Consider the following 14,695-nt stretch of genomic DNA (forward strand, 5'->3'; position numbering starts at 1 on the left):
GAAGACCGGGTCGTCTTCCAGACCTGCGACACGAATCGTAATGGGGTTCGCCCCTACTGCTGTCGATTCCTGGTGCTCCGAGACCGCCACGATGTAGTTGTCGTGGATGCAGGCATCGGTCACCTCAACGACCGCGATGCCCGCCCGAGCACTGCTTCCGATGGCACGCACCTCGTTGCTGTCTATGCAGACATCCGTGCCGTCCTGAACCAGGATGCCATAGGTGATCGCATAGATCTCCTTGAGGATCGAGACGTTGTTGTGGATGATCTCGATCGCGTCGGCGCCATGAGCATAGATCCCGACCCCGGAGGCGTTTTCGACCTTAAACCCGGAGAAGTTGACGTTGCTTGCGATGATCTCGACACCGGTATCCGCACCCATGGCGTCGATGGTCGTGCCGTTGAGGCCGGGACATTCAAGGTAGGAGGCGGTCGTGACGGTCATACTTCGGTCGATCACGACGGCCTCGTTATACGTCCCGTTGTAGACCCACACCTCGCCGCCGACCGCGACATTGTTGATGGCCTCCTGGATGGTCGAGAAGTTGTGGTAGCCGTAGTCGGGCGTTTCATCGTTATACGATGCGTTCACATAGACCCTGCTTGACTGAGGCAGGGAGTCTGCAGCTGCCGGTGCTATCAGCATCACGCAAATAAGCACGGTCAGAGCAAAAGAAAGCGTTATCGGGCGAATTCCCTTCACCCAGCAATTCTCCATTCCGATCACCTGAAACTTGTATTCACGGGAAGCTATCATAGAATAGTATTTAGAAGTATGGAAAATATCCGGGTAAGAAACGGAATTATTAGTGAATAGTATTGATTTTTGTAAGAATTACGGGAAAAAGAAGCGATAAGACATACGTCCCGGGAACAGTTCACTCTCTCTTTCTCCGTCCGCGCGCGGCGCCGCGATACGCGGAATCTCTGCCGGTTGAACCCCCCTCATCCCGCCGCACACCAGATCTGACCGGCATATCCCTCCAGGTATCAAACCTGTTCCGGGGATTTGCTTCACCTGTTTCTCCTGCGATTTATCGTTAATATCCTTTGAAGCGTGTTCAATACGATGTCATCTGTCCGACATCTATTTCCATATGGATAGAATTATATTTCTCGCTCATCCATCTTGATCTATGCTCGGCATCGTCCCGGAGATTGGCCCTGAGGCCTTCTCTCTGGTCATAATCCCGTTATTCATCTTCTTTGCGCGGATCTGCGATGTCACCATCGGGACGATGCGGATCATCTTCGTATCCCGGGGGATGAAGATGATCGCCCCGGTCCTCGGGTTCTTCGAGGTCTTCATCTGGATCATCGCCGTCGGCCAGATCTTTCAGAACCTCACGAACCCGCTCAACTACTTCGCCTACGCTGCCGGATTCGCCACAGGAAACTATGTCGGGATGATTGTCGAGGAACGGCTGGCGATGGGGCTTGCCATCGTTCGTATCATCACCCAGCGGGATTCGACGAACCTCATCGGCTACCTCCGCGGTGCCGGCTACGGGGTGACGGTCCTCGACGCCCAGGGAAAGATGGGTCCCGGCAAGGTCATCATCTCAGTGGTCAAGCGCAAGAACATCACGGATGTGGAGAACGCCATCCACGAGTTCAACCCGAAGGCCTTCTACTCGATCGAGGACGTCCGGCGGGCGGCCGAGGGGACGTTCCCGGTCGTTACGCCGGGCCCGACCCCGTTCCACTTCGGCAGGGGCTTGCGGAAGGGGAAGTGATCCCGGCGGCAGAGAACGATCATCGGTATATGCGACTGGCGCCTCACCGGTCGGGGAATAGCGTGAGTCCAAGTTTCCCGGCGATCCCCCGTACCTCCTTCGGTATCTCGGTCAGCTCTTTCTTCCTATCGTAGACTACAGAATGCACTGTTGAGAGTTTCAGAAGGAGTCCCCGGGGTGAGAGGTGTGCAGAGAGTCCTGCCCGTTCGATCAGGTTCAGGATCCGGCAGTGGAGGTAGAAACAGAGGAACCCGATGAAGATATGGCCGAGGACCGCCGTGGCATCCCGGAGGTAGGGTTTGTCCACCTGGATCAGGCTTTTGAACCCGGTAAAATAGTCGTCGACTGTGTCTCGCGATTTATATAGTCCATAGATCTCCTGCGGCTCTGCCACGATCGAGGAGAGGATCAGGATCCTGCCGGCCCGCTTCAGCCGCTGGTTCAGCGTCTCCCGGTCGATCTGCCCCTTCTCCAGCAGGCGGTAAAGGGTCTTCTCCTCCTCAACCGCGAGGTCGGCATCCTCATAGAGGTAGAACATCAGTCTCCCAACCTCGCGTTTGCCGGTACGGACGAGCTGTTTGTGGTAGAAGAAGTGGTCGGTGAGATGGATTCTAATAGCATACCGGACGCTGTTGCGGCGCTGGAGGATGACGAACGGGATCTTCGCCTCCTGGAGGAGGGTACCTTCCTCCGGGATAGACCTCCGGTCGAGGACGAGGGTCGTCCTCGCGGGATCGATCCCCGAGAGGGAGTCCACGAGGGCGGCAACGTCCCTGACCGGGCCCGGTTGGACCCGGAACATCACCGGGAGGCCGGTGTCCGTCGCGCAGGAGAGCACGATGTTGGCCTGCCGGAGCCAGACGTTCTCGGCGTTGTCGCTGACCTCGGCGATGTTGAGGGTATCCGAGTGGGGAAAGGCAAACGAGAGGTCGTAGGCGAGGTAGTGCGCTGGTGAGGAGAGGTGCCGGAAGACTGCCTCCCGGGCAGCGTCGTCGCCGCCGACTGCGGTGAGAACATGGGAGAGGTTCGCCGGGTCGCAGTCCGGGGCGATCGCGAGGATGTTGTCGAGTTTTCCCCAGGCATCCCCGACCCTGGAGAGCGGGGTATACCCGGCGACCCGGGTGAAGGTGAGTGCGACGATCTCCTGCCAGCAGGCGGGGAACGCCTCCCGGAGAACGGGGAGCATCTCGTCGAATTCTTCTGCCATCAAGGCGGCATTCCCATACTCCTGGATCCTGTGGAGATGTACCGGGTGATTCGGCCGTTTTTCTCCTTTGGCGATGAAGCCATCTTCTTTCGTGAGTCTGCCGAGGTAGGTGCTTATCTTCTTTGCCGATCGGGTCATCCGGTCGTAGGTGCTCGTCGAACGATAGACGTAGGGTTTGTTCTGGATATACTTGATCTCCAGGCACCTCTCACCTCTCCGCCGCTGCTCCTCCAGCCAGGCCCGAACCCACTCTTCCATAGGCGATCATAGTATTAGGGAATAGATCATATAGGTATTTCCGTTCTACACCGAATAATCATAAATATTGGGGGTATACCAGAGGTATATTCCCTAAATTTTGTTGGGCCGGGGATCGATGTCAGGCAGATCTTTACTCCCAGGAAATGGGAGTTTGACCTTTATTCTCTATAAGAAGCGATATATTATGAGGAAATGCAGGTTAATCAAAATGGGATAATATATATATGAAGGTCAGCGACTGGAACATTATGTCGGTTGATCATCCGATCGCTTCTGTGCCGATCGGGCGAGTATCGGTCGGCACAGGTCTATGAGCGTATCTCATGAGGCCCGCGTGAACCGGAGGTTCACGGAGAAACAGATGGAAGTGACCCATACATGGCAAAAAAAATTAAAGGCCTGGCAATGCTCAAGATCGGCGAGATCGGATGGATCGAAAAGGAAGCCCCAAAGTGCGGTCCGCTCGATGCAATCGTAAAGCCGCTTGCAGTTGCACCGTGCAGCTCTGATGTCCACACGGTCTGGGAAGGAGCTCTCGGAGAACGCAGCAACATGATTCTCGGCCATGAAGCTGTCGGAGAAGTCGTCGAAGTCGGCTCACTGGTGAAAGACTTCAAGCCCGGTGACCGTGTCATTGTTCCGGCAATTACTCCGGACTGGATGTCGAGTGAAGCGCAGAGCGGATTCCCGATGCACTCCGGCGGGATGCTTGCCGGCTGGAAGTTCTCGAACTTCAAGGATGGTGTCTTCGGCGAACTCTTCCATGTCAACGAGGCGGATGGAAACCTTGCAATCCTCCCGGATTCCATTCCAGTAGCAGAAGCATCCATGATCGCGGACATGGTCCCGACCGGTTTCCAGGCCGCGGAACTCGCTGAGATCAAACTCGGCGACACCGTCTGCTGTATCGGTATCGGCCCTGTCGGACTGATGGCGGTTGCCGGTTCAAACCTGATGGGTGCGTCCCACATCCTCGCGGTCGGTAGCAGACAGGACTGTGCAAACGCTGCACGGGGTTACGGCGCGACCGATATCATCAACTATAAGAACGGCGACATCGTCGAGCAGGTCCTCGAGAAGACCGACGGCAAGGGTGTCGACAAGGTCTGTATCGCCGGCGGCGACGTACACACCATGGAGCAGGCAATCAAGATGGTCAAGCCCGGTGGAATCATCGGGAACGTCAACTACCTCGGCTCCGGCGACCATGTCTTTATTCCGCGTGTCGAGTGGGGCTGCGGCATGAGCCACAAGTTCATCCACTGCGGCCTGATGCTCGGCGGCAGACGCCGGATGGAGAAACTCGCAAGCCTGGTTGAGGTCGGCAAGCTCAACCTTTCTCCGATGCTGACCCACCGGTTCAAGGGCTTCGACAAGATGGAAGAGGCCCTGCTCCTGATGAAGGAGAAGCCCCGCGACCTCATCAAGCCGGTCGTCGTGATCGAAGAATAAGCAATATCTCAATCCCTTTTTTTTCAATCGGACCGGGGCACCCCCGGGTAGGTTATCCGGTAGACAGCGTTCGCCCGGTCGTCCGAGACCAGGAGCGCTCCATCATGTGCGACCTCAACATCAACAGGCCGCCCCCATGTCTCGCGCCCCTGGAGCCAGCCCTCTGCAAAGACATCGTAGGAGCTGGGCGTCCCGTCCTCAAGCGTGACCATCGTCACCCGGTAGCCGATCGGATCCACCCGGTTCCAGGAGCCGTGCTCGGCGATGAAGATCCGGTCCCGGTACTCCTCCGGGAACGCTTCACCGGTGTAGAACCGCATCCCGAGCGCCGCGACGTGCGGTCCGAGTTCCTGTTCGGGCGGCGTGAACTCAGCACACGACCGCTCCGCTCCGAACTCCGGGTCGGGGATCGACGTCCCATGGCAGTAGGGGAACCCGAAGTGCATCCCGGCCTCCGGCGCCCGGTTCAACTCGTCCGGCGGGGCATCGTTCCCCAGCCAGTCCCGGCCGTTATCGGTGAACCAGAGATCGCCGGTCTCCGGGTGCCAGTCGAACCCCACTGTGTTCCGTATGCCCCGGGCGTAGACCTCGAGACCGGTCCCGTCGGGGTTCATCCGCATGATCGTCCCGAACCGTTCGTCGTCGGGGTCGCAGACGTTGCAGGGCGCGCCCACCGGGACGTAGAGTTTCCCGTCGGGGCCGAACGCGATGAACTTCCACCCGTGTGCGGCGTCATCGGGGAAGGCGTCGCTCACCACCGCCGGGTCGGGCGGGCTCTCGAGGTTCGCCTCGATATCGTCATACCGGAGGACGCGGCCGATCTCGGCGATATAGAGCGACCCGTTCTGGAATGCAACACCGTTCGGGGAGTCAAGACCGCTTGCGACGACGATCACCTCGTCTCCCCTTCCGTCGCCGTCGCGGTCGGGTATGGCGTAGACATTCCCGACACCGCGGCTCCCGACGAAGAGCGTGCCGTTCGGGGACAACGTCATCGACCGCGCCCCGGTGACGTTCCCGGCGTAGACCTCGATGGCGAACCCCGGCGGGAGGGTGATCGTATCGAGCGGCAGGGTCCCGGCAGGGCCGCCGGGCTGTAGCACGACGGCCACGACGATGCTGAGGAAGGCGAGGACCGCAACGGCGGCGAGGATGATAACGGTTCTCCGTGACATGGCAGGGTCATCTCCGGGACCCCGGATGGCAGGAGCGTATATAGCCGTTGCCCCTCCGGGACCCTCACCGCCTGAACCGCTCCCCGGTGTTCATATAGACGATGCCCCCGATGACGATTGCCACAAAGAGGAGCCATGGTATCCCCGCAGCGCCGGGAAGCAGCCCGCCGGCAAGGAGGACCAGGGACGCGGCGATGAGGAGGTTTCCCACGAACCTGGTCAGCGCTCTCTCGTCGTACAACGCCTGCTCCTCTGCCGATGCGGTGTTGTAGCCCGCGATGAGGCCGCTTGCGTTGAAGACCCGGATGATGAGCCCGAATAGAAGCGTGGCCGCTCCGCCGAGTATGTTTGCGACCCACACGGTATCCCGGGATCCTGTTGGCGCCGTTACCGGCAGGCTCTTCCGGTCTTGTGGGGTCGGGGCGCCGGGACCATGGTCATGAGGCTAATAGTTGCGACACCTGAAAGACCACCGTCACAACGGGTGGAACATACGCCACCACCAGAAGTCGGAGCACCGTCCAGGCATCAGCTCTGCTGCACCGCGAATGCCACTGCAGCAACTTCTCCCGTTCGGTACTGAAGGTGGTCAACGCCAGGTTAAGGTTGTTCACCTCCTTCTCCGAACTACGTATCTCATCCGGTGACATGGAGAGGAGGACCGCCAGGGAATCGTTGTACTTCGCGGTTATGGTGGCTATTCTCTCCTCGAGGTCGTTAAGGTAAAGTGAGGAGAGCCGATTCAATCCAACGATCGTTACAATAACCCCTACCAATGCAAGGAGCGAGAACAGAGAGAAACACAAGATAACACCGAAGAAGTCTATGAACACATTCGAGATGCTGCCAGAGAATGCAGAGAAGTCAAGGCTCGCGAACGCTACAATATCGGGTTCGAAGAACGCGGTAAAGAAGGGCAGCAGATTGAAGTAGCTGAGCATCAGCAGCGTAACGCTCACGAGGAATACGTACAGCGGGCGAAAAAGATACTCCTTAACCGGAGAAAGACCCCCGATCTGATCGGGGCAGTAGACTTCGATACTGCTGGATATTGTGGATCGGACACGCTTGATCTCGCCGATTGCGAGGACGGTACCGACGAGCACCCATAAGATGGTCCCGAGCAGGAAGTAGTTGGTGAACGTAACTCCGTAATTGAAGATGTAGTATGGAATCCCCAGCGGGGTTCTCTCCAGGAGATACATAACAGCGCTGATCTCCCCGAGAAAACTGACAGACTCGATAACGATAAACAGCAATAAGAAGAGGGCAATAAATCTGGTGAAGATGGTGCTGTCATGCAGGACCCGCCTCACTGCATGAGGCAGCCAATCACCGCCCGGATAACAGAACTTTTCCGGGATTCCCTCCAGAGAGACCCTTTCCACCCGGCAGAAGAGGTACCGGATACTGATAAGCTGAAACCCGATTGCTCCGCTCTGCGAAGCGATCGCAATGATATAGGAGAGATCAAGAGGGAAATTTTCTGGAAGAGCCATGCTGAACCCGCAATAGGTCAGGAAAATGACGGCAGTAAGGGCAATTGCAAGAGCAATCACGGTTCTGCCTGAGCAAGCCTGAATGATGACCCCTTTCTCCGGGTGAGTTATCCCGGTCACATAAGCCCATCTCCATCCATCCCGTCCGTCTCCTCCGGGATCAGGCTGATATTGACCGGCACATCTGAACTCACGGTGGTGACGTTTGGCTGGTATCCGTCAAGTGTTAACTCGAGCGTATATTCCCTTATAGGGATCCTATCCCAGAGGAACAGCGTCGTCCCCATAACCTTCCCCTCGACCGAGACGTTTGCACCTCGCGGGACGGAGTCTACGGTTATAGCCATGAGTGGTGTCACCGGACCTCCAGCCGGACCAGCCGCCTCTTTTTCGAGGTTTGCCACATAACTCATCGATGAGGAGACATTCAGCGTCGTCAGGCATGGTCTGAACCCCTTCTTCACGAGCTCGAGCTCATGAGTCGCGGGTCGATCGAAGTATACTGTCGCCGGCGTACGCCCCCGGGACTCGCCGTCTAGGAGTATATCGGCCCCGGAGGGAACGGAGTTGATTCGAACCGTATACGCCTGAGGCGTAGCGTTCGATTGAGGTGTGGTGCCAGGTCCCGGTTCCAGTGAATAGAGGTAGATGTTGTAGTTGCCGGTTCGGGCGTCATGCCAGATGATGTTGTTGCCATCAATGTCCGCCCAGACCTGGGCGACGGTATCGTCTGTAATTCGCATTGTCTTCTGTGTCGAGAGGTCATAGGCATAGATATCCTCATCCAGGAACCCGCACCAGACGATGACGTCGCCGGAGATCCGTGGCCAGAGCTGATGGATGGGATCTTCCGTGATCCAGGTGGTATTCCCCGATGAGATGGTATAGCAACAGATATCGTAATTGTGATCCCTCCATTCCGACCAGACGACGTGGTCACCTGAGATTGCCTGGTTCCTTCGCATGGCCGGAGCGCCAGTGATTCGTTCCTGCTCGCCTGAAGTCAGGTTATAAAGAAAGATGTTGTAACCCTCCATCTCGTATTGCTCTGCAAAGACCACCCGATCGCCCGAGATCGATGGATCGATCTCATCGCGGGGGGATGTGGTTATCGGCTCTTCCTGCCCTGTCGAGAAGTTGTAGTAATAGATATTCATATTCCCGTCCCTTCTATCATGCCAGACGATCCCGTTCTCCGAGAGGTCCAGCGTTGATATCGCATCCATCTTCAGGTACAGCGATTCGCTTGTCTGGGACGGCATGGCAGGGAACCCGGTCACCTGGATGATAGTGTCGTTCTGGATATCGTACGCCCGGATGACAGGGATGGAATCACCGGATGGGTCGCTCTGGTTCTCGACCCAACCGATCCAGTTCCCGGAGATCTCTGGATACGTCCTGAATGAGGAGATATCCGCGACTCTCTTCTCGGACCGGTTTGCCATATCATAGAGGTACAGAACCACGGCGCCTCTGCGTTCATTTTCCACCCACAGCATCCAGTTGCCCGACATGCGTGCATGATACTGGTCCTGCGTGCGGTTGGTTATCTGCACGATCTCGGGGGTATCCACACCTTCCCCGGTCCCAGTAACTGTTGTCAATGCAACGTTCCGGCTGTCAAGTTGATAGAGATCATTGGTTTTATCCGACTGTGCACCCTGCACGATTACGGAGATCATGGCTATGAGGAGAAAGAACCCAGCAACACGACGGATTCGAGTCATGCCCATCTACACCGGCGGATTGTATGCGTGTTGCAATATAATACTAACTGTATGGATGCGCGGTGATCTCAACGTGTTCTTGAGCAGGAGTGCCAGTGATGTTGCACGGATTGTGAAACACCCGGGGATCGGCGCTCCCGAGGAACGGTGTGTACACATGGCCGCCCGGTCAGATAACAACAGATCGCCAGGTCCGGGAACCGTCGCGTCAGCCGGGATCCGGGGGTAAGGTATTTAACCATCACCACGTCCAGGGTAGGGCCAGAGGCGATCATATGCTCCCTGTAACGACCCGTTCCCCCGGCTTTCTCGCCTGCTGGTTGATGATAGCCACCTTGCTGCTCTCCTGCTGCACACCTGCTCTGGCGCTCGGGGACCCCGACGACCTGTCATCCCGGACCAATACCTCACCTATCCAGTCTTCTGTAGAGACCAGGACGTTCTATCCGCTAGCCTGGCATAATGCAGGAACCACATGGTACCTGAACGAATCAGATCTCAGTTACACGATCCAGAACCCGACAACGGAGCCTGTTCTGGTTCGGCTCACATCGCAGTATCCCGGCTACAGTCACCCGGTGAATACCACCGTTCGGGTAGAGGCAAACAGCACCCTGGTGCATGACCAGTATATCAGGCTGAATCTCCCCCAGATCCGGGAGGTTGGGACAACAACCACCGCAGCCATCTATTACCGGATCGAATACCAGGATGGTGACACCTGGATCGTTGAAGAGGAGAAGACCAACCCGGTCACGTTCTACCCGATGAACCAGATGGTATGGGCAATTGAGGACCCGGACGGGAAGATCACCGTTTATCATGGATTCATCGCCGCGTTTGTCACCCCTCAATCCGGGGGCGTGATGGACCTGCTGGCGAAGGCAAAAGAATGGGCGAGAAGCGATCTCGATGAGCGGTATGCAAAGTATGGCCTTGAGCGGAGCCTGCGCGGATATTCTGGTAATATAACGTCATACAGTGAGGCAAAAGAGTGTACGGCTCTCCAGGTCAAAGCTATCTATAACGCGTTGAAGTACGACTACAACCTGAGTTACGTGCATACACCCGTTGCGTTCGGTGTGGGCGACATGCAACGGGTCAACACCCCGGATGAATCTCTGGAGAGAAGGAATGCAAACTGCATCGAAGGTGCCGTCCTCGTTGCTTCTGCCATAGAAGCGCTGGGGATGCGGCCGTACATCATCATCACCCCGGATCACGCGTACGTCGCATGGGATACCGACAGCTCCGGAACACAGCGAGAGGCTCTTGAAACGACGCTGATCAATGATTATGATTTCGAGGCGGCGAAAACGCGAGGGAATCAGATTCTGAAGGAAGATTCCGGGAGGACTGTCTTGTATCAATCCCTCTTTGACATGACGATCTCGCGCGAAGACTACAATGAGATGTGCGTTCTTGTGGATATCACCTGGCTGCGGTCCCAGAAGATACTGCCTATGGCGTGAACGCCCCCCCGGTATGTCCCGGGTCGGGGCACAGGTTTATTGGTTCTGCGGGACCACTACGCCTGATGCCGCACGCCGGCAGCAGGAGCAGACCCGTATGATCACGATTGTAGCAGAATGCAACGTAAAACCGGATAAGACGGACGATTTCCTGAAGATTGCCCGGGGTCTCGTTGAAGCTAGCAGGAGCGAGGAAGGAAACGTCTCGTACGATCTCTATGTCGACCTCAAGGACCCCGCGAAGTTCACGTTCATCGAGAACTGGAAGAACCGGGCCGCGATCGACTCGCACAACGCAACTCCCCACTTCCAGGACTTCGGGGAGAGGGCGGGGCCCCTCTTCACCGGGCCGCTCGATATCGCCCTCTACCAGAAAGTCATCTGAGCCCCGCCCCTCACGCGAACCGCCGGATGCCTGCGAGCGGCGGGAGGACCACCGCCTCGCCGTCGACCTCCACCACCGGCTGCAGACTGCCTGCATCGACGCGGTGGAGAATGGGCGAGAGGAAGTCCCGGCCTCGCGTATAGTTCACCACGACGCCGGGGGAGAGCGGGTTAAAGGCCGGCATCACGATGAGGTCCTTTCCCCGAGCCACCCTCTCGCCATAGAGGAAGCAAGGGAACCGGGCCATATCGATCTCGATCGCCGGGTGGTCGTGGCCGATGACCAGCGTCCCGTGGTCGTCGACCTCCCGGTCGCCATGGACCACCGTGTAGCCGCTGCGGTCGTAGCGCTCGACCGATCCGGCGGCGATCGCCGGAAGCATAGTGTCGTGCGATCCGCGGACCAGAACCACCTCGCACTCCGCCCGCAGGGTCGCAAGGACCGTCGAGAACGTCTCTCGCACGTCCCGGCTCACCCGGTCGAAGGAGTGAAAGATGTCCCCGTCGAGGACGAAGACTTCCGGGCTGAACCGCTCCAGGATCGTCTCGAACCGCTCGATGAGCGTCTCCTCCTCGTGGAGCGGAAAGTGGAGGCCCTGCCGGTAGAGCGTCTCGGCAAGCCCGATATGGACGTCGGAGACGACGCAGAGGGAGAGGCCCCGGACGTAGAGGGCGCCCTTGTAGAAGCCGAACCGGGAAAGGAGGTCGGCTTCACCGGCCGGGCTCATGCCGCCGCCCCGTCTTCGATGCTGCTCATCACCCGGCGCTGGAACTCGCGGAGCATCGAGAGCCGGTCCTGTGCGTAGACCGCGTCGGAGACGCCGAGCGTCGCGATCCCGAACGCGAGCGGGCTCGGGGATGCCGTCCGGGTCAGGACGACCTCGATCTCGCCCGTGCCGATCCCCTCGACGATCGTCCTGATGTTCTCCGCCTCGAACCGGTCGTCGATCACCTCACGGTAGGTCTCCCGCATCACGGCGAAATTGTCGAGCCGTTTTGCAAACGATATCAGCATATCGGCGCTCACCTGCTGGCGCCGGGCGCTCCTTCTCTTTCCCATGTAGTTCCTGAGGATCATGAATGACCGGGCCGCGTTGATCCGGAAGACCCTTTTTTCGAGCTGGGTGTTCTCGACGGCCGCTTCGAGGACCTCCCCGCACTCGTCGGCCCGGATGGACCGGAGAATGCCGGCGGGATCGACCTGCTTCTCGAGCGGTATCGAGACCAGAAACCCGGTATCGCTGATCCCGACCGAGACGTTGGTGGTCACGTCTCGTGCAATCCTATATGCGACGATCCGGGAGAACCCGTCGTTGAACCGCAGCCCGTAGTTGGTCATGAAGAAGTAGAGGCGACGGCGGTTCTCCCGGTCGACCTGCTCCTCGACAACGATCCGGCCCGGCGTGGGGACGGCCTCGTCGCCCAGGTAGAGTACCTGCTGCTCGAAGATCGCGCAGATGCTCCGGGCGCTGTTCTCGTCGATCGGGTAACGGGAGAGGAGCAGGTCGACGAGGTCCTCGGTTGCCATCGTCTGCATCGCAGCAAGCATCCTCTCCTTGAACCGGAGGACGTGGAGCCCCAGGTCGAACGAGAGCGGGAGTTTCTCCGAGAACCAGCTCGGTATCGTGGGGCGGTCCGCTGTCGGGTCGACGTAGAGCTTCCCGCCCCGGCGGTAGGCGAACTTGTAGCGCCGCCCCCCGAGGACGAAGACGTCGCCCTTGTTCATCCGCTCGAGGTACTTCTCGTCCAGGGTGCCGGCAAAGACCCCGTCCCGGGTGAGAACGTCACAGGAGAACTCGTCCGGGATGGTCCCGGAGTTCAGGAAGTAGATCATCCGGGCGTTCCTCCCCCGTTTCACGATCGTCCCGGTCTCCGGGTCGTGCCAGACCTTCGCGTAGATCCGCCGCTCCTCGAGCCCTGCGTACTCCCCGGCGAGGTAACGGACGACGCTCATGAGGTCCTCCTCATCGAGGTTCCGGTAGCAGTGCGACCGGCGGATGACCGCGAGCATCGCATCGATCTGCTGCTCCCCCTCGATCGCCATCCCGAAGACGTGCTGCGCAAGGACGTCGAGGCAGTTCTCCGGTATGTGGATCCGGTCCACGAACCCGTCCTGCCCCTCCTTGAGCATCACCGCGCACTCCACGAGCTCGTCACGGTCGAGGACGACGATCCTCCCCTTCACGACCTCGCCGAGGCGGTGGCCGGCACGCCCGACCCGCTGGAGGAGCGCCGCCACGGACTTCGGGGACCCGACCTGGAGGACGAGGTCGACGTGGGGCATATCGACCCCGAGTTCGAGCGATGTCGAGGTCGTCACCACCTTCATCTTCCCGGCCTTGAGCCGCTCCTCGACGAGGAGCCTTCCTTCCGTCCCCATCGAGCCGTGGTGGCACCCGGAGTTCTCCTCCGTATACCATTCGGGATAACGGGCCCGGAGGTTGTGGAGGATTCGCTCGGCGCCGTTTCTCGTGTTCGTGAAGACGAGGGTGTTGTTGTGGGCCTGGATGTGATGGTGGATCGTCGCGTAGAGGTGCCGCGAGAGGTCTTCGGGGGTGGTCTCGATCAGGTCGGGGACCGGGCAGAGGAGGGCGAGGTCGAACTCCCGCGCAAACCGGGTATCGACGATCTCCACGTCCCGCCCGGCGCCGACCAGGAACCGGCCGACCTCATCGAGCGGCTCGATCGTCGCCGAGCAGCCTATCCGGGTAAACCCGCCGCCGGCCTCCTTCACCAGTTCCTCCAGGCGCTCCAGGCTCACCGAGAGGTGGACGCCACGCTTTGAGCCCGCAAGGGAGTGGATCTCGTCGACGACGACCCACCGGACCGTCCGGAGGCTCTCGCGGAACTTCGGAGAGTTCAAGAGGATCCCGAGGGTCTCAGGGGTGATGTTGAGGATATGCGGGGGTTTCCGGGCAATTTTTGCCTTCTCAGCCTTCGAAACGTCCCCGTGCCGGATGGCGTGCCGGACCGGCGTATGCTCGATCCCGCGCTCGCGGGCGATATCAGCGATCCCCTCGAGCGGCGGGGTGAGGTTCTTATGGATATCGTTTGCAAGCGACTTGAGCGGCGAGATGTAGAGACAATAGACGCTGTCCTTGAGCCCTTCGGTCCGCGCCCGGACGAAGAGACCGTCGATGATCGCAAGAAACGCCGAAAGCGTCTTTCCCGACCCGGTCGGAGAACAGATGAGGACATTCTTCTCCTCGTGGATGAGGGGAACCGCCATCCTCTGCGGCGGCGTGAACTGCCCGTTCAGTCGTCGTATGCACCATTCCCGTACGTTCTCGTCAAGGAGGCCGAGGACCTCCTCGTCCGAGCGCTCTTCCTGCCCTGCCGGCCACATCTCCATCCTGTCACCTGCTGTTGTCCCGTGCGTCCCGCCGTGCGCCCCCCGCGTAACGGTGCAGGGGACGGCAGGCTCGCGTAATTCCTGATCTGCCTGGTCTGGCAGGAGTTTTAACCAAATATCAAGCGACGACCCCGGGAGGGCAAAAATAATGCCATATATGAGGTTTTTAGCGGCAATTTTTCGCCTCTCGCGATCCCGCGGTCACGCTGAATTTTGTATATATTCTGTAACCATCCTCAATAGCCTTTTGCGTTGGACGGGATATTGCGTGGAAGCGCCGATGGATAATATCCCGCCAATATTGGCTCCTTACCTGTTTTAACAATTATTATGTCGTATTGCGATCCCTTTGATCCCGGCAGCCACCGGCCTCTCAAAGTAGCAGCCCCGGTTGTTGAGAAAAATATTTACTGGATTTTTCAGTCATT

12 protein-coding genes are annotated in these 14,695 nt (G+C 58.6%); 4 read left to right on the top strand and 8 right to left on the bottom strand.

Annotation, left to right across the window (positions count from 1 at the left end; genetic code table 11):
- Nucleotides 1-651 (bottom strand): hypothetical protein (locus tag V6K60_RS06900; RefSeq protein ID WP_332449780.1); only part of this gene is annotated, 651 nt, incomplete at its 3' end.
- 487 nt (nt 652-1,138) lie between these two features.
- Here V6K60_RS06900 and V6K60_RS06905 point away from each other — a divergent pair.
- Nucleotides 1,139-1,738: a DUF2179 domain-containing protein gene (locus V6K60_RS06905; RefSeq protein ID WP_332449781.1), complete on the top strand. Its 600-nt coding sequence runs from the start codon at nt 1,139-1,141 to the stop codon at nt 1,736-1,738.
- A gap of 43 nt (nt 1,739-1,781) precedes the next feature.
- Here V6K60_RS06905 and V6K60_RS06910 read toward each other — a convergent pair whose 3' ends face one another.
- Nucleotides 1,782-3,203, bottom strand: coding sequence for a hypothetical protein (locus V6K60_RS06910; protein ID WP_332449782.1), 1,422 nt, complete (start codon nt 3,201-3,203; stop codon nt 1,782-1,784).
- A gap of 381 nt (nt 3,204-3,584) precedes the next feature.
- On the opposite strand from V6K60_RS06910, the gene V6K60_RS06915 reads away from it, so the two are divergent.
- Nucleotides 3,585-4,658 carry an NAD(P)-dependent alcohol dehydrogenase gene (locus tag V6K60_RS06915; RefSeq protein WP_332449783.1) on the top strand — a complete coding sequence of 358 codons (1,074 nt, stop codon included), beginning with the start codon at nt 3,585-3,587 and terminating at the stop codon, nt 4,656-4,658.
- Nucleotides 4,659-4,681: 23 nt separating this feature from the next.
- Here the strand turns inward: V6K60_RS06915 and V6K60_RS06920 are convergent, their stop codons facing one another.
- From V6K60_RS06920 to V6K60_RS06935, 4 genes are all read right to left on the bottom strand, one after another.
- On the bottom strand, nt 4,682-5,833 hold the full coding sequence (locus V6K60_RS06920; protein ID WP_332449784.1) for a PQQ-dependent sugar dehydrogenase: 1,152 nt from the start codon (nt 5,831-5,833) through the stop codon (nt 4,682-4,684).
- 64 nt (nt 5,834-5,897) lie between these two features.
- On the bottom strand, nt 5,898-6,194 hold the full coding sequence (locus V6K60_RS06925; protein ID WP_332449785.1) for a DUF3784 domain-containing protein: 297 nt from the start codon (nt 6,192-6,194) through the stop codon (nt 5,898-5,900).
- Nucleotides 6,195-6,270: 76 nt separating this feature from the next.
- Nucleotides 6,271-7,452: a hypothetical protein gene (locus tag V6K60_RS06930; protein ID WP_332449786.1), complete on the bottom strand. Its 1,182-nt coding sequence runs from the start codon at nt 7,450-7,452 to the stop codon at nt 6,271-6,273.
- Nucleotides 7,449-9,059: a PEGA domain-containing protein gene (locus tag V6K60_RS06935; protein ID WP_332449787.1), complete on the bottom strand. Its 1,611-nt coding sequence runs from the start codon at nt 9,057-9,059 to the stop codon at nt 7,449-7,451. The genes V6K60_RS06930 and V6K60_RS06935 overlap by 4 nt, the downstream gene beginning before the upstream one ends.
- Nucleotides 9,060-9,382: 323 nt before the next feature.
- Here V6K60_RS06935 and V6K60_RS06940 point away from each other — a divergent pair, with 323 nt between their 5' ends.
- Both V6K60_RS06940 and V6K60_RS06945 read left to right on the top strand, forming a co-directional pair.
- On the top strand, nt 9,383-10,531 hold the full coding sequence (locus tag V6K60_RS06940) for a hypothetical protein (RefSeq protein ID WP_332449788.1): 1,149 nt from the start codon (nt 9,383-9,385) through the stop codon (nt 10,529-10,531).
- A gap of 97 nt (nt 10,532-10,628) precedes the next feature.
- The gene (locus V6K60_RS06945; RefSeq protein WP_332449789.1) at nt 10,629-10,916 is read left to right on the top strand and encodes a putative quinol monooxygenase; all 288 of its coding nucleotides are present in this window, start codon (nt 10,629-10,631) and stop codon (nt 10,914-10,916) included.
- Between the two features lie 10 nt (nt 10,917-10,926).
- On the opposite strand, the gene V6K60_RS06950 is transcribed toward V6K60_RS06945, so the two are convergent.
- Nucleotides 10,927-11,643 carry a metallophosphoesterase gene (locus V6K60_RS06950; RefSeq protein WP_332449790.1) on the bottom strand — a complete coding sequence of 239 codons (717 nt, stop codon included), beginning with the start codon at nt 11,641-11,643 and terminating at the stop codon, nt 10,927-10,929.
- Nucleotides 11,640-14,267, bottom strand: a complete 2,628-nt coding sequence (locus V6K60_RS06955) for an ATP-dependent helicase (RefSeq protein WP_332449791.1) — start codon at nt 14,265-14,267, stop codon at nt 11,640-11,642. The genes V6K60_RS06950 and V6K60_RS06955 overlap by 4 nt, the downstream gene beginning before the upstream one ends.
- Between the last annotated feature and the right edge of the window lie 428 nt (nt 14,268-14,695).

Origin of the sequence: Methanoculleus sp. (assembly GCF_036677455.1) — an archaeon.
Taxonomy (GTDB): Archaea; Halobacteriota; Methanomicrobia; order Methanomicrobiales; family Methanoculleaceae; genus Methanoculleus.